The organism is Anaerohalosphaera lusitana, from assembly GCF_002007645.1.
GTDB lineage: Bacteria > Planctomycetota > Phycisphaerae > Sedimentisphaerales > Anaerohalosphaeraceae > Anaerohalosphaera > Anaerohalosphaera lusitana.
This window is the reverse complement of record NZ_CP019791.1, coordinates 3,353,091-3,376,312: the sequence shown is the minus strand read 5'-3', so window position 1 is coordinate 3,376,312 and position 23,222 is coordinate 3,353,091. Positions and strand designations below refer to the sequence as shown.

At 50.9% G+C, this 23,222-nt stretch carries 15 protein-coding genes; 3 read left to right on the top strand and 12 right to left on the bottom strand.

Going from position 1 to position 23,222, the window contains the following annotated elements; genetic code table 11:
- Positions 1-16: 16 nt before the first annotated feature.
- The 3 genes from STSP2_RS13590 to STSP2_RS13580 form a co-directional block, all read right to left on the bottom strand.
- Entirely contained in the window at positions 17-2,203 is a 2,187-nt protein-coding gene (locus tag STSP2_RS13590; protein ID WP_146663290.1) for a site-2 protease family protein, read from the bottom strand.
- A gap of 108 nt (positions 2,204-2,311) precedes the next feature.
- Positions 2,312-3,478 (bottom strand): 1-deoxy-D-xylulose-5-phosphate reductoisomerase, encoded by a 1,167-nt coding sequence (locus STSP2_RS13585; protein WP_146663289.1) that lies wholly within the window; start codon positions 3,476-3,478, stop codon positions 2,312-2,314.
- 80 nt (positions 3,479-3,558) lie between these two features.
- Positions 3,559-4,866 carry a helix-turn-helix domain-containing protein gene (locus tag STSP2_RS13580; protein WP_146663288.1) on the bottom strand — a complete coding sequence of 436 codons (1,308 nt, stop codon included), beginning with the start codon at positions 4,864-4,866 and terminating at the stop codon, positions 3,559-3,561.
- A gap of 255 nt (positions 4,867-5,121) precedes the next feature.
- Here STSP2_RS13580 and STSP2_RS13575 point away from each other — a divergent pair, with 255 nt between their 5' ends.
- Positions 5,122-7,134: an LTA synthase family protein gene (locus tag STSP2_RS13575; RefSeq protein ID WP_146663287.1), complete on the top strand. Its 2,013-nt coding sequence runs from the start codon at positions 5,122-5,124 to the stop codon at positions 7,132-7,134.
- Positions 7,135-7,335: 201 nt separating this feature from the next.
- Complete coding sequence (locus tag STSP2_RS13570; RefSeq protein WP_146663286.1) at positions 7,336-10,575, top strand: NPCBM/NEW2 domain-containing protein; 3,240 nt, start codon at positions 7,336-7,338, stop codon at positions 10,573-10,575.
- Positions 10,576-10,664: 89 nt separating this feature from the next.
- Here STSP2_RS13570 and STSP2_RS13565 read toward each other — a convergent pair whose 3' ends face one another.
- From STSP2_RS13565 to STSP2_RS13545, 5 genes are all read right to left on the bottom strand, one after another.
- On the bottom strand, positions 10,665-11,456 hold the full coding sequence (locus STSP2_RS13565) for a creatininase family protein (protein ID WP_146663285.1): 792 nt from the start codon (positions 11,454-11,456) through the stop codon (positions 10,665-10,667).
- 132 nt (positions 11,457-11,588) lie between these two features.
- Positions 11,589-12,875 (bottom strand): dihydrolipoamide acetyltransferase family protein, encoded by a 1,287-nt coding sequence (locus tag STSP2_RS13560; protein ID WP_146663284.1) that lies wholly within the window; start codon positions 12,873-12,875, stop codon positions 11,589-11,591.
- 10 nt (positions 12,876-12,885) lie between these two features.
- On the bottom strand, positions 12,886-13,869 hold the full coding sequence (locus STSP2_RS13555) for a pyruvate dehydrogenase complex E1 component subunit beta (RefSeq protein ID WP_146663283.1): 984 nt from the start codon (positions 13,867-13,869) through the stop codon (positions 12,886-12,888).
- A 15-nt stretch (positions 13,870-13,884) separates the two neighbouring features.
- Positions 13,885-14,868: a pyruvate dehydrogenase (acetyl-transferring) E1 component subunit alpha gene (pdhA, locus tag STSP2_RS13550; protein WP_146663282.1), complete on the bottom strand. Its 984-nt coding sequence runs from the start codon at positions 14,866-14,868 to the stop codon at positions 13,885-13,887.
- An 11-nt stretch (positions 14,869-14,879) separates the two neighbouring features.
- A complete protein-coding gene (locus STSP2_RS13545) occupies positions 14,880-15,320 on the bottom strand; it encodes a pyridoxamine 5'-phosphate oxidase family protein (RefSeq protein ID WP_146663281.1) in 441 nt (146 codons plus the stop codon).
- A 208-nt stretch (positions 15,321-15,528) separates the two neighbouring features.
- Between STSP2_RS13545 and STSP2_RS13540 the strand changes: the two genes are divergently transcribed.
- On the top strand, positions 15,529-17,019 hold the full coding sequence (locus tag STSP2_RS13540) for a glycosyltransferase family 39 protein (RefSeq protein WP_146663280.1): 1,491 nt from the start codon (positions 15,529-15,531) through the stop codon (positions 17,017-17,019).
- Here STSP2_RS13540 and STSP2_RS13535 read toward each other — a convergent pair.
- The 4 genes from STSP2_RS13535 to STSP2_RS13520 all read right to left on the bottom strand — a co-directional run bounded on the left by STSP2_RS13535 (position 17,016) and on the right by STSP2_RS13520 (position 23,200).
- Positions 17,016-17,789 carry a sugar transferase gene (locus STSP2_RS13535; protein WP_205847906.1) on the bottom strand — a complete coding sequence of 258 codons (774 nt, stop codon included), beginning with the start codon at positions 17,787-17,789 and terminating at the stop codon, positions 17,016-17,018. The genes STSP2_RS13540 and STSP2_RS13535 overlap by 4 nt on opposite strands.
- A gap of 523 nt (positions 17,790-18,312) precedes the next feature.
- Entirely contained in the window at positions 18,313-19,374 is a 1,062-nt protein-coding gene (locus STSP2_RS13530; protein WP_146663278.1) for a glycosyltransferase family 2 protein, read from the bottom strand.
- A gap of 3 nt (positions 19,375-19,377) precedes the next feature.
- Entirely contained in the window at positions 19,378-21,147 is a 1,770-nt protein-coding gene (locus STSP2_RS13525; protein WP_146663277.1) for a glycosyltransferase family 4 protein, read from the bottom strand.
- A gap of 28 nt (positions 21,148-21,175) precedes the next feature.
- Entirely contained in the window at positions 21,176-23,200 is a 2,025-nt protein-coding gene (locus tag STSP2_RS13520; protein ID WP_146663276.1) for a sulfotransferase, read from the bottom strand.
- Positions 23,201-23,222 lie beyond the last annotated feature (22 nt).

The window sequence follows — 23,222 nt, the reverse complement described above, 5'->3', positions numbered from 1 at the left end:
ATAAGTTCTGTTTTGATCAGGCCAAAATAAGGTTAAGTATGTCGTTGTAGAACAGCCAGACGAAAACAAAGGCTATGAATGCCAGGCCTGCGTAGCTTATTATTTCCTGCGTGAGTCTGCTGAGAGGTGAGCCTTTTATGGCCTCGATGAGCAGCAGGATTATCACTCCGCCGTCAACAATGGGCAGCGGCAGCAGGTTCATGATCGCCAGTACCGAGCTGATCAGTCCGAGGAAGAAAACGTAGTACATGGTGTCGGTGCTTGCGATGCTGTAGCTTGCGGTGGCGATGCCGACAGGACCGGAGAGAGCGGTCGGGTCGACGTTGCCTTTTGCAAGGCCCAAAACAGTTGAGAGAGTCTGGGCGATGAAGGAATATGTTTTCTTTGAGCCTTTTGCGATCGCGTCGATTGGGCCGGCCGCCTTGTAAACTTCTTTGAGCGGCTTGAATGGTATGTTAACGGCAATCAGGTTCTTTGCGGTTATGAAATCGTTGCCCGCGGGGATGTCCAGATTGACCGCGGTGGCGACTTCTTCGTTTACGCGATAGTCCAGTGTGATGCGTTGTCCCTGGTTCTGGCGGATTACACGCATTACGTCGTAGAAACTTTTCACTTTCTGGCCGTCGACAGCGGTGATTTTAGCACCCGATTCTATGTTCAGGTTGGCAGGGCCGTTCTGTACATCTATTGTTTTTGCTACGACGGGATGAGTCGCATCGAGTTCGACGCCGATACCGAGCTGGACCTGGCCGTCGCCTTTTCGGGTAAACTGCTGCCAGGGGGTTGCAGTAAGTTCCATCAGCTTTTCGTTGCCCGTTTCGTCTTTGCGAATGACCTTTACGGACATTGGCTTGTTATTGTGGGCCTCGGTCACATCTCTGAGTTCCTTGAAAGTCGGATTCTTGACCTCGCCCACCTGCACGAGTATATCGCCTATTTCAAAGGGCAGCTTTGCGGTTTCGACTTCCTGTCTCAGTATATTCTCACGCCACCAAAGTTTGATCTTGTCTTTCCAGTTCTGTGCGCTTGTTCTGTCAGCGACTGCTGATATCTTGAGTCTGGGAACCATTGAGTAGATGTGGGCGAGATCGTAGCCTTTTTCAAAGTTGCGATTGGTAGCTGCCAGACTTAGCGGGACATCTACGTCGACGAATTCTGTGCCATCATCGATTTTTCGCTTTACGGTTAATGTTGTCGTGGGGGCCGCTGTTTTTTCGATGAGACGATCCATTTGCCAGGCGTATTCGACATCGGTGCCGTTTACCTTTACGACCTCGTCACCGGGCTTGAAGCCGGTCTGTTCGTAAAGCATTTCAGCGGGAGGGCCCTTCAGGTCCGCGATCTTGAGAGTTCCGGCCTGCTCGATACCGATGGCCCTTACGGGCAGTGAAGATGCGGCGGGTTTGGAAGCGACTACGTCCATGCTTTCGACAGATCCGTCGAGGTGTTTGACTTTCAGTTCGAGAGGTTCGCCCTCGTCTGATATGGCCGCATTCATGGGGATCGATGTGAAATCGATGAATTCCTGGTCGTTGATCTGGATGATCCTGTCGCCAGGCTGGAGTCCTGCGATCTCAGCGGGGGAGTTGGGTACGACATTTCCAACTACGGCAGGGGGGAGTTCGAGGCCTATCATGAAGACTGTCATGAAGATAAGGATCGCGCTTATTGCGTTAAATGTCACGCCTGCTGCGACTACTGCGATGCGGAGCGGTATTGGTTTGTTGGCGAATGAGCGTGGATCATTGGTCTCTTCGGCCGGGCCCGTGTCGTCCTGACCGAGCATGCCTACGTAGCCGCCGAAGGGGATCAGGCCTATTTTGTATTCGGTTTCGCCTGGCTTGAATTTGCCTGGCAGTGTGAAAACAAGGCCCGCATCGTCGGGGTTTTCGGGGTTGCGGTTGAAGATCATGGGCAGGAAGCGGAAGCGAAAGCCGGTTTCGGTGCGTTTGATGCCCATAAACAGCGGGGGAAAGCCCACGGAGAAGGCCTTGACCTTGATGCCGCCCATTTTGGCGACGACGAAGTGGCCGAACTCGTGTATGACGACAACACCGCCGAAGCCGATGAGGACCTTGAGGATGTTCCAGGCCGTCTGGCGATTCATTGGGTCGTGCAGGATCATGTATCCTATGAAAGCCACTGCGGCGATGAAGATTGTCAGGTTGAATATATTTCTGAAGTTATTTTTCTGTTCTGCCATCAATTAAGTCCTTCGGGTCTTATGAATTTTGCGCTTAAATAAGTATATTCGTGTTTATCGGCCAGATATCGGCCTTTGTTTGACCCTATTTGCAGGGAACGGTGCTATTTATAAGGTGGGCGACTTCGATGCGGCATTTGAGACGAATTCGCGCGCCCATTTATCTACTTCGAGCAATTCCTCCAGGGAGATATGCTGCCTTACTTGATGTTTATCCACACATTCTTCGATAAGTTCGGTAATGCGGGCGAATTTTATGCCGCCTTCTAAAAATATTTTTACTGCGGCTTCGTTTGCTGCATTGAAAACGACTGGTGCAGAGCCGCCCGCGGCCGCTACATCGAATCCGACCTTGAGTGCCCTGAAGTTGTCGAGGTTTGGCGGTTCGAAGCTTAGCTGGCCGAGTTTTGCGAGGTCGAGGTGGCTGGCGATGCCTGTTTCGCGGTCCGGGTAAGTCAGAGCGTACTGGATCGGGGTGCACATATCGGGGGCTCCGAGCTGGGCCATGACCGAGCCGTCGACGAATTCGACCAGGGAGTGGACGATGGATTCGGGATGGACCAGAACCTCTATTTTATCTACGGGGACGCCGAAAAGCCAGACAGCTTCGATGACTTCGAGGGCCTTGTTCATCATTGTGGCGGAGTCGACGGTTATTTTGGGACCCATTGACCAGGTTGGGTGGTCGAGGGCGTCTTCGAGTGTTGCGTTTTTGATCTGCTCGGGGGAGGCGGTTCGGAAGGGGCCTCCTGAGGCAGTTAGGATGATTTTCTGTACTTCGCTTGTTTTTCCGGCCTGGAGGCACTGGAAAATGGCGGAATGCTCGCTGTCTATCGGGAGAATTTTCGCACCGCTTTTGGCGGCGGCCTCGGTGAGTAGCTCGCCAGCGATGACGAGTGGTTCCTTGTTTGCGATGGCGAGGGTTTTGCCGTGCTCGGCGGCTGTGAGGACTGCGGGCAGGCCCGCGGCACCGACGATCGCGGTTACTACGGTGTTCACCTCGGGCATTTTGGCGATGGTGCAAAGGCTGTCTGGTCCGATAAGAACCTCGCCTGTATAGTCGCCTAGTGCATTTTTGAATTTATCAGCCAGTTGCGGATCGGTGAGGGCGACGACAGCGGGATTGAACTTGCGAGCCTGTTCAGCGAGCAGCTCGTATTTGCTGTGCGCGGTGAGGGCGTAAATCTCATAGTGCGATCCAAGTGATTCGGTAACGCGCAATGTATTTGTGCCTATCGATCCGGTCGATCCGAGTAATGCAATCTTCTTATTCATGCGGCTATAGTATGTGTAAAAAGATGGGGGTGTCAAGAATGCAGTTTGCAAGGGGACGATTTTGAGGGGTCAGTTGAGGTTCAGGAGGCCTTTCCCTTTGCTTCGGGGTTGGGCGGGCGTTTGTTTTTCTCGCGGAACTGGCGAGGGGTCATGCCTGTGACTGTTTTGAAAGTCCGGGTGAAATAGCTCTGGTTGTTGTAGCCTATTTTATAGCAGATCATCGTGCAGCTCTCGTCGGTGCCGAGCAGGAGGCGTTTGGCGTAATCGATCCGCAGACTAGTGAGATAGTCAACGATCGTCATGCCCATCTGCTCCTTGAAGATGTGGGCGAGCCTGGAAACGCTGAGGTGTGCGGCCTTGGCGATCTCCGCGAGCGACAAGGTTCGGTCGAAGTGCATCTTCATGTGTTCTATGGCCGGCTTGATCTGGGTCATTTTCTGGTCGTCCTGGTTTGCGTAGACCTTGTCGGTGAATTCGTCCAGGGCCTTGCCGGCCCATGCGCAGAGTTCGTCCTGAGTGTCGATGTTCATTATTTTTTCGATGTAGACCAGGTTGTCCTTTAGCATGTCGTTTATGTCGACGCCGCCTTCGACTGCTGCTCGGCTGAGGATGCTGAGAAGCTCGACCAGGCGGGCCTTGAGGACGCTGAGCTGGCCGGGATTTTGTATGATTATTTCCGCGAGCATGGAGTTGAGGATCTCTTTTGCTCCCGTTCTGTCGCCTATCTTGACCTTGCTGATGAGTTTTCGTTCGCTCTTGTATGGGTAGTGGGTACTGGGGCCGACCTTCTTGCTTTCCTGGATATATTCGCTGATCTGGGCCTGCTGGTCGGCTTTTTCGCGTCGCCATTTTACTACCCGGGGGTCAAGGCCGGTGATTTCGTAGAACAGGATAAAGAGGAATTCTGCGGCTTCGTGGATCTGCCTTGCCGAGCAGACGGGCAGCTTTTCCAGGGTCAGGGCCATTCTGATTTTGGATGGTCTGAGTCCGCGGAGACGTTTTATTATGTCTTCTGTGATAACCTCATTTACCGGTTCAGAGAGGCATTTGGCGAAGAAGAGGCCTCCGAGGGGTGTGTCCTTTTCCATTATTGGTACGCAGACAAGGACGAGTCCGGCGTGGCAGATGGATATGTAGGGCTGGCCGGTTTCGAAGGCCATGGTAAGGCTTCGGCGTCTGTCTTCGCGGCACCTGCTGGAGCCGGGGCGGGATTCACGGATCTGTCGGCAAAATTCGGGATGGCAGTCAGATGAGCAGAGTTGGCGTACTTCGTAGCCGTCTGTGTCTGTCGTCTCCAGTCCAAGGCCGACGTGTTTGCGGAAGGCCTGTTCGACTTTGAGGAAGTCGTGCTTTGGGACCATGTCCTTGAGTTTTTGACTTTTTGACATCTGTCTACTCGCTAAGCAGGGTTGGCAGCAAAATAGTATTATAGTAAAACGGCCATAGCCAATCAATGAGTATTTCGGCTGAATGGGTTTTTGCCAGTTTCAGGTTGCCTAGCCGGACTCAGGGGTTTAGAAATTGTTAATTTGCTTTGGGCATTATGCACACAAAGCGGAGATAATATTAAAGAAATGATTTGTAATTTTGCTGCTGTTGTGTTAGATTGCCCAGTTAACGGGTAAGTTGTGGGACGTTTTTTAATGGCCAAACCTACAAATAAACTGAATAAAGGTACGGCAAGGCTGTCAAAGTTTGTGCAGGAATATGTGTCTTGCAGGATAGAGACAGTGATACTGCTGATAAGCCTGGTGTGTACAGTGGCCGGCAAGGCGATCGTGCTTTACAAGCAGGATCAGTTGGGCGGTATGGCTCAAATAGGGATTGTTGCAATTTCCGATCTCTTGTTTTTCGGCACTATACTTTTAATAATAAGCATGCTGTATGCGCTGAGGCCCTCGCGGACGATGGCCAGGGGGGCCATAGCGATATCCCTGGCGGTTTGTGCGTGGTCTTTGCTGAATACCGGGTGGCTTATACGCAGCGGGGTGCAACTTCACAGCGGGCTGATCAGGGTGTTGGCGCGGGATTTTAAGGATCTTTGGCCTTTGGTGGTGACCCATTTGCGTGCCGGCTGGGGCAGGTTCATACTGCTAGGGATACTGGGGGCTATTTGCGCGATTATTCTTACCAAGTTTTTTGTGAAGCCTTCCAAGGTTGTAAAAGAGCGCCTTTATCATCTCAAATTTGCTGCCAGGACCGCCCTTATTGTTGCTTTGATCGTGATCATTCAGCAAGAAGTCAAATCTCAGCCCAGATCTCCTGCCATATGTGAAATACTTGGTTTCAGCAGTCACTGGCAAGCGATAGTTTCCAGTGTAAACCCCGGCGACGAGGAGAAGAGCGACAGTGGCAGAGAGCTTTATTCGCTGGATGAGGTGCGTGTGAGTGCAGAAGGTGAGCAAAGGCCCAACATCGTGGTAATTTTGCTCGAAAGTGTGTCATACGAGGCAACTTCGCTGGGCGATGGGGCGGCTGGGACAACGCCGAATCTTGCTGAGCTGGCGGAAGCCGGGGTGAATATGGATTGTACGCGTGTTCCGGTTTCGCATACGACGAAGGCATTGTGGGCGACGCTTGCAGGGACCGATCCGGTTATCAGGGCGGATTATGTGGAGGCATTGCCGGTGGAGCATAGCTATGCGAGTTTGCCTTCTATTCTGGGAGCGGTTGGTTATCGAAGTGCTTTTTTTGTTGCGGCTAAAGGTACATTTGAGTGTGCACCGAGTCTTTGCAGTAATTTCGGATTTGACTGGGGGTGGTACAGGGAGAATCTGGAAGATCCGTCCGTGAACCTTGGGTATCTCTCGGGTGATGATATGCGGTTGACGGGCCCGGCTTTTGAATGGATTGATAAGAGCGAGGAGCCTTTTCTACTGACAGTTTTGACGTCGGTTGCGCACGATCCTTACGAATTGCCCGGCGAGGAAGCGAATGCGGAGGAAAATGCTTATTCGCGTTATCTGAAAACGGTCAGGTATACTGATGATTTTATCGGCAGGATGAGGGATGAGCTCGATAAGAGGGGGCTGGCAGAGGATACGATATTCTGTGTTATCGGAGATCACGGGACGAGTTTTAGGGATGAGCTTGATAACGGCAGGTGGATACCGCATGAGGAGGTTATCAGGGTTCCGTGGGTGATAAACTGGCCGGGCGGACTGGAGGGGGGCAGGAAAGTGGAAACTCCCTGTTCGCAGCTCGATGTGACGCCAACGCTGTTGGAGCTAGCGGGGGTTAAGGTTCAGGGTATTGAATTTGACGGATTTAATGCACTTGGGGGACAGCTAGATCCTGAGAGACGGTTTTTCTTTTCGTCGTGGTATGACCAGAGTCCGCTGGGATATGTTGAGGGGGATATGAAGTATATTTACTGGCCTTATCTGCGAAAGGTTTTTGCGTATGACCTGAGCGAGGATCCGGATGAACTGGAACCCACGGTCATGGAATCAGATGAGGTGGGCGATGTTGTTGCGGCAATCACTGAGTGGGAACGCAATTCGTGGGTTGATCATGAACTGCCTGAATACGTTGAGAAGACGGTATACGAGCACTGGCAGGTGATCGGTTCGGGTGATGCTGCGTGGGCCTATTACATATCTGATCCGCGTCAGCTTAAACTGGCGTTGAAGCGGCAGGAAAGACTGCGTGACTGAGCTATAAATTCAGGTGATTGCATGTTGATGATGGCGGCAGATGGGCAGTATTGTTGGAATTTTTGAGGCGGGGTGTAATGCTTAAATTGCTTGCTATTGGCATTCGTTTTTTGTATTTTTGTGGTCAATGGGCGTTTGTATCATAAGACCGCATTTCGTGCGGGAAATTTAACTTTTTTGTGAAGAGTGGATGGCGTACAAATGAAAACAGGTTTTGCATCGAATCAATTGGTTAAAGTCGTATTTGTTTTTCTTTTGTGTTTGGCGGCTGGTTTTACGGCTGTTGCGGATGAGCATGCTTCAAAGCCTGGGGCCGTGGAGAAGTTTACTCAGAGGCCCGCGATCAAGGAGTATACAGCTCAGACGGATAATGGGTATGAGGTCAGGGTGATATTCTACCAGGCGGACGTGTTCCGTATCAGTGCGGCATATGAGGGTGATTTTGCCGATCCGAGGAACAATCCTGAGAAGGCGCAGATCGTTATTAATCATGTACGCGATGGTGCGGAGATCAAGGTTACGGAGACGGACGATTCCGTGACGTTCACTTCAGATGTGCTGGAATTGAGCATGGATAAGCAGAACTGTCGGTTTGAGCTCAAGGACAGTGACGGCGAGCTTATGTGGGAAGAGATGGAGCCGCTGCAGTTTGGCGAGAAGACGGTTCAGAAACTGAGTACCGAAATTGACGAGTACTTTTACGGCGGCGGTCAGCAGAACGGTTATTTTTCGCACAAGGGTACTAAGATCGACATCCGTGCGGACGGTAACTGGAACGAGGGCGGACATCCGAATCCTGCTCCGTTCTATCTGAGCAGTAAGGGCTACGGCGTGTTGCGGAATACCTTTGCGACTGGGGCATACGATTTTACATCCAATCAGTCGATCAGTCTGATGCACAACGAGGATCGTTTTGACGCATATTATTTCGTGGGTGATTCTTTCCATCGTGTGGTTGATCTGTACACGAAGTTTACGGGCAGGCCTAATTTCGTTCCGTTGTGGGCGCTGCAGCTTGGCGAAGCGGATGCGTGGATGACGCGTGACAAGGAAACGGGGGAGCCTCTCAAAGATGAAGACGGCAATTTTGTGGAGATCACCACGGACGTAATAGATCGCTGTGCCGAGCAGTATCGCAAGCACGATATGCCGGGCGGGTGGTTGTTGGTCAATGACGGGTACGGCTGTGGTTATGTCGAGCTGCCTTATGTTGTTGATAGTCTGGAGGCTCTTGGATTTTATACGGGGCTTTGGACCGAGAAGGGGCTGGCGAAGACGGAATGGGAAGTCGGTACGGCAGGGACGAGACTGCAGAAGCTGGACGTCGCATGGACGGGACCGGCTTATCAGTGGTCGCTGGATGCGAACAAGCAGGCGTGGGAATCGCTGGTGAGTAATTCGGAAACTCGGGGCTTTGTGTGGACCGTGCAGGGCTGGGCGGGGACTCAGCGGTACTCTGTTTGCTGGACCGGTGATCAGGCAGGCTCGTGGGATCTGATCCGCTATCATATTCCGACGCTGATCGGTTCGGGGATGTCCGGGCAGGCTTATGCGACGACGGATGTGGACGGTATCTTCGGCGGAAGTCCGGAGACGTATACGCGTGATCTGCAGTGGAAGTGCTTTACGCCTGTGCTGTATGCGATGAACGGCTGGAGCAGGATGAACAAGAGTCCGTGGAGCTATGAGGAGCCTTACCTTTCGATCAACCGCAAGTATCTGAAGCTGAAGAATCGTATGATGCCTTACATGTATAAGTATACGAAGGAGGCTTACGATACGGGTGCTCCGATCGTGCGGGGAATGATCTGGAACTATCCTGAGGATAAGAAGACGTGGGATAAGACTACGCAGTATCAGTATATGCTGGGTGACTGGATGGTGATCGCGCCGGTGTATACGAGCATGAACGTGAGCAAGGGATGGCGGAAGGAAGATATTTATCTGCCTGACGGTCAGTGGATCGATTACTGGGACGGCAGGCGGATCGAAGGCCCAAAGACGATCGATGCGTATCCGGTTACGCTCGAGAAGCTGCCGGTTATTGTCAAGGCCGGTGCGATAATTCCGATGTATCCGGAGATGCTGTATACCGGTCAGAAGGCTTATGATCCGCTAACGTTCGATATCTATCCGTACGGCGAGTCGTCGTTTGAGATGTATGAGGATGACGGTAAGACGCGTGAGTATCAGAACGGCGAATTTGCAACGCAGCTTATCGAGGTTAAGGCGCCGAAGGGCGTTGCGGGTGATGTTGAAGTGACGGTTGGTCCGAGCGTTGGTCAGTTTGACGGCAAGCTGGATTCGCGGGTCTATCAGTTCACGATACACTCGGAGGTCAAGCCTGATTCTATTACGGTGGACGGCGAAGAGGTGCTCGAGCTGACTGAGCCGAAGGCGTATGACAGCGCGAGGCAGGCGTGGTATTATGATGCCGAGGACAGACGCGGTATCGTGCATATAAGGCTTGCACGCAGGTCGACGGATGAGTCGGCTAAGCTGCATCTGGACATCGATGAGGATGCTGAGATACCTGCTTCGCCGGACTATCCGGTGCCGGAGGTAAGGCCTGATCTGGATAAGTCCGAGTTTACGGTTACTACGAATTCGCAACAGGGTAACTCTATCAATAACGCGTTCGACGGTACGCCTGAGACTATCTGGCATTCGAATTACAGTAAGAATCCGGGCGATGATGTGACCGAGCATCCGTACATTATCGATATCGGGCTGAACGGTCTGTATGCGATCAACGGGTTAGAATATATGGCGAGGCAGAATCTTGGTAACGGTATGATCAAGGATTTTGAGCTGTATATCGGTCGCAGCAAGGACGATTACGGCGAGCCTGTTTACAAGGGCAGCTTTGAGCCTATCAAAGAAATGCAGCATGTGGATCTGCCTGTTACGTGGGGAGAGTTCGTTCGGATCAAGATACTGAACGGGTTCAATGGCAATAAGTTCGGTTCGGCGGCGGAGTTCAACGTTTTGCGTGATCTCAATGCTGAGCCTTTGCCGGACAAGGTTGTTTATCTGAGCGATCTTGAGCCTGCCAGTGTCAAGGGCGAATACCGCATGGATAAGAGCATCGGCGGCAGGACGATCACGGTTAACGATCAGACGTATCGTAAGGGTATCGGCGTGAGCTCGGGTTCGGAGCTGGTTTACAAGCTGGACGGGCCTTGGGATAAGTTGACCGGGCATGTTGGTCTCGATGACGAGGTCGGTTCGGGCGGCAGTGCGATGTTCCGTGTCTTCGCTGACGGCAAGCTGATCTTTGAGAGCCCTGATATGACTGGTGATAACGTCAAGCAGCTTATGGATCTGGATATTCGCGGTGTCGAGGAAGTGCGTCTTGTACTGATCGATACGGGCGAGACCAGCGACAAGGACCACGGTGACTGGGTTGACGCGAAGCTGGTTCTGGAAGGCAGTGAATAGCAGATCTGGCAGAATATGAATGAAAAAACGGGCGGCTCATCGAGGTGGGCGGCCCGTTTTTGTTTGCGCTGGGTTATGCTGTGAGCGGTTTACGGCTGCATGGGGAAGTTGTCGTCGATGGGGGTGGTCGCGAGGTCGGTCAGGAAGCCGCTCAGCCGGTCGCATGCGAGTTCGAGGTATTGCCGGCCACGCTCGGGTGTTGAGCCTTCTGGGTTGCCTACGCCGCAGTGATCGTTGAGCTTGCCGAAGTCGCGGCTGGTTTTGACCCATCCTTTGTTAAGTGCCTCGAAGCGGAAGGGCGGGGCGTGGCCTGTGCCGGCATTTTCTATTTCGACCAGTTCGGGGCAAAGGGCCATTGCGACGGAGGTTTCCATCTGGCCGCCGTGGTCGTCGGGTCGGGTAAAGATCTCGTCGTATTTGTCGAAGCCGATCTTCCACCAGTTGCAGAGGAATACGTGGACATCGAGGTCGCTCTGGACCTGGCGGACGAACGGTTCGAAATTGTTTCCGCCGTGGCCATTGACGATGACGATTTTTCGGATGCCATGATGTTTGAGGGATGTGATTATTTCGCGCATTACCTGGTCGAGGGTTGACTGCGAGAGGTGTATGGCGAGGGGGAAGGACATTTGATTGCAGTCGACGCCGTAGGGGAGGGGCGGCAGGCAGACGATGTTTTGACAGTTCTGCCATGCTTTGCGGCAGCTTTCGCGGGCGACGTGGCCTGCGTGCATGAAATCGAGTCCTTCGGGCAGGTGCCAGTTGTGGGCCTCGGTTGCGCCTACGGGGATGACGGCTACTTCGTAGTTGACGTTCTTGAGACGGCGGAGGTTGGTTGTGCTGAGGTCCCAGTCATTGATTGTGGGTTTTTGCGAAGACATATTGTTATTCCTATAAAATTGCTGAATTAAAGCCTTCGATTATATATGAGCGCAGGGGTGGGGACAAGGAGCGGTTTAAATATTGCCGGTGCGCACTGTGTACCCTGCTGATTAAGAAGTATCCGGTGTACGTCAGCAGACGGCCTGTAGCGGGTTTTCGAGGGTCTGCTTTAGTTCGCTGAGGAAGGCCGCACCTACTGCGCCGTCGATAACGCGGTGATCGCATGCGAGGGTCAGCTTCATGATCTTGGCAGCGTCGAACTCGCCTGATCCGTTTATGATCGGGGTGGGGGTGATCTGGCCGATGGCTAGTATTGCGGAAGCGGGCTGGTTGATTATGGCGGTGAATTCTTCGATGCCCATCGCGCCGAGGTTGGAGATTGTGAAGGTGGGGTTGGAATAGGAGCCGGAGGAAAGCGAGCCGGTGCGGGCCTTGTCGATGAGGTCACGCAACTCGCTGTCGATTTGGCGGATGGTTTTGGTTTCGCAGTTTCGTACAACGGGGGCGATGAGGCCGTCCTTTTGGGCGACCGCTACGCCGATGTCGACTCGGCCGTGCATGGTGATGGAGTCGTCGTTCCAGCTTGCGTTTACGGTGGGGTGTTTTGTGAGTGTCTGGGCGATGAGCTTGAGGAGGATGGCATTGAGCGATATTTTGCCGTCGAGTTTTTCGTTTATGCGGCTTCTGCTTGCCATGAGGTCGTCCATCTGGACGGATACTTTGAGGTAGTAGTGGGGGGCAGAGAATTTTGATTCGGTCATGCGTTTTGCGATGAGCCAGCGTTTTTGCGATACTTTTTCTGTCTTTTCGGTGAATTCTGCTGGTGCTGCGGCAGCGGGGGCGGTTTTGCCTGTGGTGCCTTGTTCGACGGCTTTTTTGACGTCGGCTTCTACGACACGTCCGTCGGGGCCGGAGCCTTCGATCTGCTCGATATCTATGCCGTGTTCCTGGGCGATCTTGCGGGCGAGCGGGCTGGATTTGGTTTTGGCTGCGGCGGGCTGAGGTTTGGGTTTTTCTTTCGGTTCTTCTTTTTGTTCTTTGGGTTCTGTTTGCTCTTCTGCGCCTTCTTCGATAGGTTCTTCTTCGGCTGTTTCTTCGGGCTCTTGTTTCTGTGCCTCGGTTTTTTCTTTTTCTTCGGGTTCGGAGGGCTCTTCTTTGAGGAGTTCTGATATGTCTTCGCCTTCTTCGCCGATGACGGCGATCATCTGGCCGACTTTGGCGCTTTCGCCTTCTGGGACGACGATCTTGAGAAGGGTGCCCTCGAACGTCGATTCGTACTCCATTGTAGCCTTGTCGGTTTCGACCTCGCAGAGGACCTCGCCGGTATCGACCTGTTCGCCTTCCTCTTTTACCCATTTGACGATGTGGCCGTCTTCCATAGTTGGTGAAAGTGCGATCATTGGGACTTTTTCAGCCATGGATTACTCCTCAGTCTTCGATATAGAGAACTTTCTTTGCTGCTCGTACTATCTTCTTGACCGACGGCTGGACCGCCAGTTCGAGTGTGTGGTTGTAGGGCATGGGTACGTCGATGCTCGAGATGAGCTCGACTTGTGCGTCGAGGACGTCGAAGCAGTTGTGCGCGACGATGTGGGATACGTATGAGCCGAAGCTGCAGACCGGCCAGGATTCGTCGACGATCACGCAGCGATTGGTTTTTTGGACGGACTTGATGATGGCCTCCTCGTCGAGGGGGCGGAGGCTGCGAAGGTCGATGACTTCAGCGCTTATGCCTTCGTTTTCCAGTTGTTTTGCTGCGTCGAGGGCCTTGTGGACGACTTTGCCGAAGGATATGATGGTGACTTCGTCGCCGGGACGCTTGATGTCAGCCTGGCCTATTGGGACGAGGTATTCGTCTTTGGGGACTTCGCCTTCGATGCCGTAGAGCAGTTCGGCTTCCATCATGACGACGGGATTGTCGTCGCGAATGGCGGATTTGAGCAGGCCCTTGGCGTCGTAAGGGGTGGCTGCTGCGACGACTTTGAGTCCCGGTACGTGGGCGTAATAGGTCGCAAGTGCCTGGGAATGCTGGGAGCTGAGGTATTCGGCAGGGCCGTTGGCACCGCGGAAGACGATGGGGACCTTGAGTTGTCCGCCGGACATGTGGCGCATTTTGGCGGCGTTGTTGACGATCTGATCGAGTGCCTGGATGCTGAAGTTGAAGGTCATCCATTCTACGACTGGTCGCAGGCCCGCGATCGCGGCTCCGACGCCGATACCTGTGAAGCCTTCTTCTGTAATGGGCGTGTCGATGACGCGTTTGTCGCCGTATTTGTCCCACAGACCTCGGCTGACTTTGTACGCTCCGTTGTATTGTGCGACTTCTTCGCCCATAAGCAGGACGCTGTCGTCGCGGGTCATTTCCTCGTCAAGAGCCTGGTTAAGTGCGTCTCTGTAACTTATCACAGCCATGTTTTTGTCCCCGGGTTAAGCAAGTACGTCTTCATATAATGAGTCGATTTCGGGTTCTTCGCTGTTCTCTGCGAAGTCTATCGCTTCTTTGACCGTTTCCTTCGCTTTGTCGTCAATTTCCTTGTATTCGTCGTCGGTGAGCATGTCGGCTTCGTTCATCTGTTTTTGCAGGATGATAATCGGGTCCTGCTCTTTCTGCTCCATGAGTTCTTCTTTGGTGCGGTACTTGGCAGGGTCGCTCATTGAATGGCCCATGTAGCGGTAGGTGCGGGCCTCGATGAGACTGGGCTGAGAGTCGGAGCGGGCCCGTTCGACGGCGGTTTTGACTTTTTCATGTACGTCGAGGGCGTTCATGCCGTCTGCGAAGGTGCCGGGCATTTTGTACGAGCCGGCCAGTTTCCAGAGGTCGGGCTCGGCTGATACGCGTCTGTAGTCGGTTCCCATGCCGTACTGGTTGTTTTCGCAGATGTAGACAACGGGCAACTTCCAAACGCCCGCCATATTAAGGGACTCGTGGAAAGAACCCTGGTGGATGGCGCCATCGCCGAAAAAGCAGAGGACCACGCCGTCTTCTTCGCGGTATTTTATCTTGAGGCCTACGCCCGTGGATACGGGGATGTGTGCGCCGACGATGCCGTTGCCGCCGAGGAAGTTTTTGCTCGCATCGAACATATGCATCGAGCCGCCTTTTGCACGGCTGCAGCCGGTTTTCTTGCCGTAAAGTTCGGCCATGACGGATTTCGGGTCCATGCCGACGGCGAGGGCGTGGCCGTGGTCGCGGTATGCTGTGAGTACGTAGTCTTTGGCGAGGTCGACTGCTGAGACTGCGCCGGTCGCGACGGCTTCCTGGCCTATGTAGATGTGGCAGAAACCGCCTATTTTGCGGAGGCCGTATTGCTGGGCGGCCTTTTCCTCGAAACGCCTGATGAGGGCCATCTGTTCGAGAAGGCCGATCAGAAACTTTTTGTCATACTTCTTGACGTCAGGTGTCTGTGCCATGGAGAAATCTCCTAAGCGAAGTTTACGTTTTGGCGAATGCCTTTCATGGGCAGGAAGTATGTTGCGTGCTTGATGGCGGTTTCGAGCACGACAAATTCTTCGGCACCGACATTCGCTTTCCAAAAGATGCCTAGTCTGTGACCGATGATTTCCATGAGTTCGGTCTTGATGGAAGGGTTGTCTATTATGTTCGCAGAGGCTTCGACGGTGATTATCTCGCGAAGGTCGCGGCTTTGGAACATCCACTGGACGTTGTGGTTTGTGTGGATGTGGTCAAGTTTGGCTGAGCCGGGTATGGAGAAGGCGAATATCTCCCGGGGGCGGAATTTTAGCATTGCTGGGGTCATCCATCGCATGTGGGACTGTTTGTTTGCGTCTGTGGTAGCCAGTACCGCAGTGCGTGAGTGATCGATTATCTCGTCCAGCTTATTTGTAAGCTCCTGTGGCGTCATGGCAGGTCCTCCAGCGAAACCCAATTAATTTACTGCCTTTCGAAGTCCATTATGAAGGATATCCGTGAAGAGGCAAGGTTAAATTTTAAGAGATTTTTTGGTCGACGCTGCCCGGCAAAAAACAGGTTAGCATGTTTTATATTTGCGAACACCCGAGATAAACTTAAAATGATGATCTACATCTGCAGCAGTAACCGGAGACGAATAGATGCACGCTTTTAACGATCTGAAAATAGAGAAGTCTGGCGATTCACTCAAAATCACCATATTGATCTGTGTCGCACTTGCGATAGGTTTATATCTCATTGCGACAACCGTAGTTATAGCAAAAGACGGGGTTGGGTACATAGAGGATGCGAAAGATCTGGCTGCAACGGGCTCGCTAGGAAGCAGAGTGTACGGACCCGGATATCCCTACATGATAAGTGCATGGTATCGTGTGCTTGGTTTTGTCGTTATGCCAGACAGTCTGGTAGGCTGGACCACGGCTGCGCAGTCGGTTACCCTGCTTTGCAAGATTGCCGCAATTATCCCGTTGTATTTTGTGGGTAAATTGGTGGTGGGTGCGGGGAAGAGCTTCTGGGCAGTTTTAATACTGTTGATTTTGCCAGCCCCGGCGAAGTATGGAAGTGACGTACTCAGGGAGTGGCCTTACATTTTGTTTCTGGGTTTGGGACTGTTGCTTCTGATGCTTGGCAGCCGCAGACAGAACATCTGGGCTTTTGCTGGTGCGGGGATCTGCGCTGGAGTAGGTCAGATGATCCGTCCGGAGGCAGTGCTGTTGATGCTGGTTGTCGGGGGATGGGCGGTAGCTGTTTTTGCAGGACTAAATCAGGGAACCGGGAAAGGAAAGACGGCGTTGATGGCCTTAGCCGCCTTGGCGGGATTTGCTATTCCTTCTATTTTTTATGTGAAAGTAGGGGGCGACCTTGTTGCTCCGCAGTTGAGGGGCTTGTTTGCTGTTTGCCAGATGAATCGAAATCTATCGCATGTTTCGGGGCATTTGCAGTGGGTTTGTGCTCAGACACAGACTGGTGTGCTGGAAAGTTCATGGGAAGTGCTGGAAGTAATTGGGCAGACTGTAAATTACGTTTTTGTGGTACCGTTGCTGCTTGGGGCAGCAAAATCATTCAGACGAGGTAAAGACCTGCTTAGAGATGAATGGTTTTTCATCTGGTGTTTGATGGGCATTTACTTTGGCATGCTGGTGCTTCTGCACGTAACGCATGGGTATGTCAGCTCCAGGCATTGTCTGCCGATGATCGCATTTGCAGTGTTCTTTGTTCCTGTGGGCGGGATAGATATTGCTAAATGGCTGCACTCCAAGCTGAACTTTGCTTCTGTCCGGATGTATGCCCTGTTTCTTCTGGCTGCTGCAATCGCTGTTTGCTTGCCGCGACTGTTTCGGCCGATCAATTTCGATAAACAGCAGTTTTTACAGGCTGCAGAGTGGCTTGACGAAAACTGTCCGGAGGATGCGTTAATAGGGGTCCTGGATGCGAGGCTTGGGTTTTATTCAAGCCGCCAGTGGGAAGTTTTTGTGCGAGATGTTCCGTCAGACGCAGACTATGTTGCAATAGAGGCAAAGGATTACGACAGAATGGAAAATCCGTCTGCAAGGAGGGTGAAGACGTTTTCAGGTGATGCAGAAAAGGAGGGGGTGTATGTGTACAAGCTTAGAGCTGAGGAGGGGGGTTAGATACCTTTGCGAAGCAAAATTATGGGAAGGGTTTTGATCATCAGGTAAATGTTCAGCAGTGCGGAGCGCCGCTGAATGTAGAGGTAATCGTATTTCTTCTTGTGTTCGGGCTTTATGTCGTAGGAGCTTCTTATCTGTGCAAGTCCTGTAAGTCCCGGTTTGACAGCGAGTCTGATGCCTCTGAGTGCTTTGTGCAGCTTGGCGAAATGAGGCCGCTCAGGTCTTGGGCCCACCATACTCATGTCTCCTTTGATTATATTTATTAGCTGCGGCAGTTCGTCTATTCTTGTCTGGCGAAGGAAACGGCCCAGTTTTGTAACCCGCTGGTCATTTTCTTGTGCGAGGACAGGTCCGGTCTTGTGCTCGGCATCGTCAACCATTGTGCGGAACTTGATCAACGTAAAAAATTTACCGTCCTTCCCGGCTCGTCTTTGCAGGTAGAAGACAGGGCCCGGCGACGTCAACTTGATCAGCATGGCAGTTGGAATGGTTATCGGCAGGGTGAGTATGAGAAGCGCAATGCTGGAGATAATGTCTACGGACCAAATCAGAAATTCCTCCCAGCCGGATTTTTTGCCGAGGAATGTTGAAAGAAACTGAATAGAAGTTTTTTCTGTCAAATTATTGCTAAGCAGCTCATCGTATAAGTCTGGGCTGAAAATTACATCCACTTTAGATTTTAGAAAAAGAAAAATCAGCAGGTTAAGCTGCGAGTCCTCGTGGATTTTTTCACAAATCAGTATTTCATCAATGTCCTTGTACTTGGGCATATCGACAATGTTATGGGTATGAATGAGTACGAGCCTTTTTTTACCTCCAAAGAAAAAATCTTGCCCCTTGCTGCCGAGAACGAGGACCCGTTTTTTTATTCTGCCAGTCAAACGCAGGATTACCATGTTGCTAACTGATATTACGATCGTACCCAGGACAAGGGATATTGGGAAGATGCTGGACGGGAATGCCATCCATTTAAATCTGAACAGATAGACAGCCATGAAACTGAAGAGGGTACCCACTGCCATTGCGCAAGCGACATGTTTGAAGACATCCCAATGGCAGGTAAACCGCCGTTTGAAGGCCCGGCAGATCGCAAACATTAATATATAGATCAATGTAAGAAGTGGCGAGCTGCTCTCATAGGCGAGTATGTTTCTTTCGGGCAGAGGTAAGCCGTATCTGATCAGAAAGGAAGCCAGGAACACAATCTCAATCAATACTGTGTCAGCTATTAGTAAGCTGAATTGAATGCCCAGATCTTTTAAAGCACTTCGCATGAGGATTCGGATTTGATGATTATCTGGTAAGTGAAATGTCTGTGAGGCCTTCCTTTGATTCTTTGGAAAGCAGAATGAAATCTATTGTGCCTGCAAGAAAACCTGTGCCCCAGCAAAAATGGATGATGGCAAAGATGACAGGTAAAAATAAAATTTGGCCTATTCCTTTTCTAAGGGCTATTGAGGTAGAGGCAGGGATATTGACCGAGAGATACAAAAGAAGTAATGAAAGTAAGATATAGAAGGACAGCAGGGAGAAAAAAGACGTGACGAGCAAAATGCCCAATGTCAAAACGAATGCCGGGGGGACCGTTTGCCGAAGGGTAAAGAGCCCGCCGACTTTTTTGATTACCAGCGGCTTGAAATATCCGTACTGCCATTCCATCTTGACGAGCTTTTTGAGCGTGTCTCTTGCTACATAAGCGGAAACAATTTGAGGGTCGAGCAGTATCTTTCCGCCATTTTTTCGCAGTCTTGCGTTGAACTCAGTATCCTGTCCACGAAGGAGGTCGGTGTCGAAAAGACCGATTTTTTCGAAGATTTCCTTGCGATAGCAGCCTCCGAAGACTGTGTCGACATATCGCCTTTCGGCAGTGCCGATCCGGAAATAGGAATTGCCCACCCCGAAGGGGGAGCTCAGAGCGGCAGCAATCGATCTGTGCAGAAGGTTTTTGTCATCACAGAGAACACGGCAGATACCTCCAACATTGTCTGCGTCTGTTGAGAGCAATGATTTCACACACTTAGAGACGTAATCGCTTGCGTAGTGTGCGTGAGCTCCCATGATCATTATGATCTGCCCCCGTGCGTTTTTGATGCCCGCATTGAGGGCGTGGGGTGTAGTTCTTGCCGGGTTGTCAATAACTCTGATATTTTCGGTGTTTCCGAAATTATCGTGTACTATCTTGCGGGTCTGATCGTCACTCATGCCGTCCACGATCAACAGTTCGTAATTGTCCGCAGGATAGTCCTGGTCGAGCACGGATTGTATGCATTGGGCGATGTGCGCCTCTTCATTTCGGCAGGGCATTACGATGGAAACGTCGGGGTGATCTTGTGAAGGTTTTATAGAAATCGTCATGAGCTAAGCTGAAACTATTTGCGGGTAAACTTCCGGTTTGAAATCTAGGGCTTCATAAATTGCCAGCAACTTTTCGGCTTCATTTTGCCAGTTAAATACTTCAGAAGCCTCGAGGGATCTTTTGCGCATTTCGTTGAGTGCATTTTCATCGGCAAGGATGTATTTAACGGCGTCGGCAATGTCCTGGGGGCTTTCCGGATCGAATGTTTTTCCTATACCGTAGCCCTCTATGACTTTTTTAAGTTCGGGGAAGTTGCTGCCGATTGTCGGCAGGCCAGCAGACATGCACTCGAAGAGCTTGTTCGGCAGGCAGTAATAATAGCTCAGACATGCATTGAGAATAGGAGCTGCCCCAATGTCTGCGGATGATGCATACTTTATTACCTGTTTTTGCGGTACAGGTCCGAAAAAATGTACCTGGTCGCTGACGCCTGAATCAACTGCCACTTCGCATAGCTTGTCGGCGTAGGTTTGCGTTGCTTTGCCCATCATAACGAGAACGCAGTTGTCTAAATACGAAAGACTTTGTATCAGATTTTCGAGTCCTCTGTTAAGGCTGATGTTGCCCACATAGAGGATTATCTTCTTATTTGCATCGATGCCGATCTGTGATCGTAAAGTTATGTTTTCGTTCGTTGTCAAACAAGCAGAATCGGTACGTTGCGGCGCGTTCAATATGATTGACAGTTGTTTAACCGAGTACCGTTTTTTCAGTTCTTTACCTATGGAGCTGCTGACGGTTATAACGTGTTCGCAGTTTTTGACGTAAAAGGCTTCGAATCTTTTGAGAAGGAACTTATGAAACGGAGTTGTCTTGTTCGCTCTGTTTCGCTCAACGTAAAACTCGTGGGAGTCGTAAACAATAGAGCCACCAGTTTTCTTGTGTAACTTGTAGGCCAGGGGCAGTGTGTTGAGATCGTGAGCATGATATACATCTGCCGGGTCAGTGAGGACACGAGGATAACTGCGATTATAATAGTCTAAAAAGCAAAGAGGGCGGTGAAATCTCATTAGAAGTTTCTTGCAGCACCCATAAAAGAAATTGTTCAGACTGCGTGATAATCGAGTTTCTAAGACTATAAAAGGGCGACAGATTCCGAGATTATATATTCTTCGCAAGTGTCGGGCCCACAGTATCTTTAAGAATCGAATGATATGAAGTTTTAGAATACTTCTAAGATGCCGAGCCCACAAGATTATTAATGGGCGGCAAATAGAAATTTTTGCAATCACATAGCCATATCGCGTGAATAGATAAGCAGAAATGATCAACCAGCCTATTATTAAAAAGTAGATCGGATGTTTTTTGAAATTTTGTCGAATATGTGTTCGCGCGCCGATTGTTTTTACGTGGTTGTGGTAGTCGAGGGCCGCATCTACTGTTTTGTTAAAGGATCGCCGTAAAAAAGAAGCTTTTAGCTTTGCTGAAGATTTGAGGCGGCGTCGCTTAAATTTGGACAGGAATGAGCGTGAAGTGCGAACCGCAGCTTTGGGAATGCGGACCAGTAGACGACGGATGCAGGATAGCGGCCGGGTTAAAGTATGTTTCCACGTGCCTATGCGTATTGCCCGAAGTATACGGTAATGGATCGGGTCGCGTTCTATGCGGATGATCTTGAACCCGTCGCGTTCTTCAAGAGGCAGAGAGTCTTTGTCGAGCAGGGCGATTATTCTTACATCATGTCCTGCCCTGGCCAAAGTACCTGCTTCTTTGAGTACTCTTGAATCATGCTGACAGTTATTAAAAACAAACATACAGATTTTTAACGGCATTGTGAGAAATCCTATGGAGCTGAAGGAATTATAGTTTTTCCAAGTATGGTACAGCGTGCAAATCTATGTCATTGACTGTCAGTCCTTGTTGCATCTTGCCAACCGGTATGTAAATTGCCAGATTGAATCTACCAGCATTGACTTTTGGTCGAAAAGCGAAATCTGCCCGCGGTGACTCATGACTGACGGCAGCAAGATTTTGTTTGGAAAGCAGGTTGCCGGACTTGTTGTATACCAGGCACATTATAGATGCCTGATGATTTTGGTTCGGTGTGGCTGAAGATAGTGATCCTTTGTAATAATGGCCGCTCTTAATTTCGAACCCCGAAGGAGGCGAAGTCTTTTTCCAGGAGCCTCCAGCCATCAGAACATGTGCGTGTCCTTTTCCGTCAGGCTTAATAAAGAGCCCGTCTGCGCGATGCTCTACATCACAGTTCTTGCAGGTTATGCCTTCTCTAGAGAGGTCCAGAGGAATTGCAACAGCCCTGGTTCCCAAAACTTTCCGGAAAAGCGAAATGAGCGAGAATCTTGCATTTTCAATGAAGATCGCTGCACTTTCAATAAAATCGAGAGTGCAGCCATACGAGGCAGAATCCATTTTGCCAAGTATAGAGTCGAAAATCCTTTTTTGTCTGGGTGACCAATGATCATATACGGGGAGCTGGTTATTCTGGTTGGCGTTTATGACCTTCTGGAACTCGCGTGCGGCCAACCGTGGGTAGTAGGGGATGTCCAGTAGTTTCAGTTTTTCTCGTAAATATTCTTCGTCGTTGACCATGCGTTCAAACTTGATTTGTCGTTTACAAACTTTGCTTAGAGTCTCATTTGCCTTGCGGACGTACCAGCAGGCTTTCGCAAACTGTGGGAGTTGTTCAAAATTAGGGACATCCAGACGCGGGTGAGCGTTGTCTTCAGGTGCCGCGTACCAGTCGCGATTCATAATAGAACGAACTACATCTCTGGGCTGCCTAAAAAGATGGATGAGCTGGGCCTCGGGGAACTCCTCCTGCAGCTCCGGAATAAACTGTTCCAGGTACACGTTCGCTTCTGCGTAATCATTTGGCAGTTTTTGCACAAAAGTATGTGATTCGCCAAGAAGCTCTCTAATCTTTTCTTTATTTTCCGCGAGTTGGACAAAGCCCGGACCCGTACGTTTAACCAGCTTTGGTTCGCCTTCGGCAAATGAATGATTGAGAGTGAATTCGTGCCTGGCTGACAGGGGCGTGGCTTGATCGAGCATATTGGTAAGCCATTTTGAGCCGCTCCTGGCTGCTGACAAGAAGAAAAATACTTTTTGGGGACCTCGCCAATGGATGGGGTGCATGAGAATCTGGTGCCTGTCCTCGCTCAGATCGATGCTCAGCGGGTTCTCCGACCTAATCCAATTGCCTCCTGAGTCGGTGAAGTATTTATCAAATTGTAAATGGCATGCGTCGTACTCAATACCGATTTCTGAAGCAGATAAGGACCAAAGATCAAATGTTTGTCCGTCCGCACGTCTCAGTATTTCGGATTCGGGATATGGAATTTGGAATGCTGGATCAATAACCTTGATGCCCTCGGCGGAAAGTCCGTTTTCGGAGATAGATGGATCATCGGGTTTGAACTCTGCAAAACACCAGTAATTAATAAAACTTTGGTGATAACAGGCTTTATCGCCGTGAGCACTTATACCCTTTACTTTGACACCTGCTTCTGCAAGCGGCATCAATATATTTTGCAGACTTTTTGCAACGTCGTCTATTGTGCCGGCGTACCACTCTGTAAGAGCGTTTATATGCAGCGAGACTTCGTGTCCAAAGTCTTGCAGTTGAAGGCACTTTTCAATCAAGTGTGGATCCTGCCAGTATGGAGCAGTGTGGAGCAGGAAATATGTAGCGGCACAATTCCGGTCATGTTCATGCCAGGCCATTTCCAGGGCCAAGTCGAGGTCGTGGTCAACGTCATGTCGAAGCGCGATCATGTTCGAAGCAGGTTGTTTGTGGAGTTGATACAGTGTTTCTGTCTGCCCGAAGTGTGTTAGATATTCGAAGTACGTTGGTGATATAGACATAAGTCTCTTTAGCTGACCCCTA